Source organism: Streptomyces sp. BRA346, assembly GCF_052851135.1.
In genome coordinates this window covers 1-1,373 of record NZ_JAIWIH010000169.1, presented here as the reverse complement: position 1 = coordinate 1,373, position 1,373 = coordinate 1, and the positions used below count along the sequence as shown (strand labels likewise).

1 protein-coding gene is annotated in these 1,373 nt (G+C 68.6%); it reads right to left on the bottom strand.

The features are described from left to right. Positions 1-63: 63 nt before the first annotated feature. Positions 64-1,373: transposase (locus LCH29_RS43955; RefSeq protein WP_446467288.1), on the bottom strand; the 1,310-nt coding region annotated here is incomplete at its 5' end.

Here is a 1,373-nt window from a genome sequence, read left to right as displayed (position 1 = left end):
CTAGAAGGCTGCTGAAAATCTTGTCGAGGGGCTGTCCGGCTGCGGGCCGGGCGGCCCTTTTCGCTATGCGGTGGCCGGGGTGAGGTGCCAGGTGTTGCTGGTCCGGGTGAGTCCTAAGGTGATCAGTCTGCGGAGGTTGAGGGCGGCGGCGCGATGGTGGAGCCAGATGTTGTTGGCGATGACACCACGGTGGGGGACCCGGCGGTTGCCTTTGGCGGCCAGCCAGGCGATGGCGCGTTCGACGGGTGGCCGCCATCGGCGGTATTCGTCCTGCCACACGGGGTCGGTGGCGGCCTGCTGGCGGGCGGCGGCCAGCAACTCGTGCTGGGGGTGGATGTTCACGGTGCGCCCGGTCTTGGACGTGGTACAGCGCTCTCGCAGGAGACAGCCGGCGCACACGCGTTTGAACTGGGCAGTGCGGGCGCCGTCCGCTTTGACCTGGCCGAGGTTGGCGACCTGCCCGGCGGGACAGGTCGCGGTGCCGGCGGCCANGTCGATACGGAAGTCGTCGATGGTGAAGCCGCCGGGGACGGCCTGCCGTATCGGCGGCGGCTTGATCACCAGCGTGTGGCCGTCTGCCTGCAACTGTGCGCGCAGGTCACCGGTGCCGTAAGCGGAATCGCCGAGCACGGTTAACNCCGTGCCCTCTTCCTCGTCGGCCAGCAGACTGGCGGCGATGGCGGCCTCGTGGTTATCGGGACCGTAACCAGCGGTCAGGGCGACCGAGGTGAACAGTCCGGTCTCCGGTTCAAAGGACACATGNCCTTTGAAGCCCTCTTGATGACGGGTGCGGTTCTTGTGGATGTGCCGTGCTTGGGGATCGACGGTGGAGACCGTCCGGTCCGCTACCGTGCGCTTCGCGACGCGCCAGCGGCCGTCGCGTCCGTCGGAATCCTCGGCCGGTTCCACGTCCTGCCCCGCGACCAGGGCCAGCAGGCCGACCGCGTTGGCTGCCTTCTCGCCCAGATTCTGCTCGGGCAGGCGTCCGAGCAGGTTGAGGGCGTCGGTGACCAGCGCGTCCACCAATGCGGCGCGGGCCTTCTCATCGTCCCAGGCAATCCTCGGCTTGCCCGGGTCGGTGTAGTCATGCGCCCGGCAGTGCTCCGCGGCTACCTCCCCGGCCCCCGGAGTCTCGCGGATCACCCGGCGGATCGCGGAGATGATCTGGGTGACGGTGTCCTGGGTGGCCACCGCGTCATCGAGCACGGTGGAGTCCAAAGCGCGCCGCTGCCTGCCCTTGAGCACACCGGTCGCGGCCACGACTTCCCTGACCTTGCTGAAGATCCGCGTCGGATCTGCCGAGTGACGCAGACGGCGCCGGAAGTACGTCAGCAGCGACGCATCGAACGCGGTGTCGTACAGCCCGAGCCCGC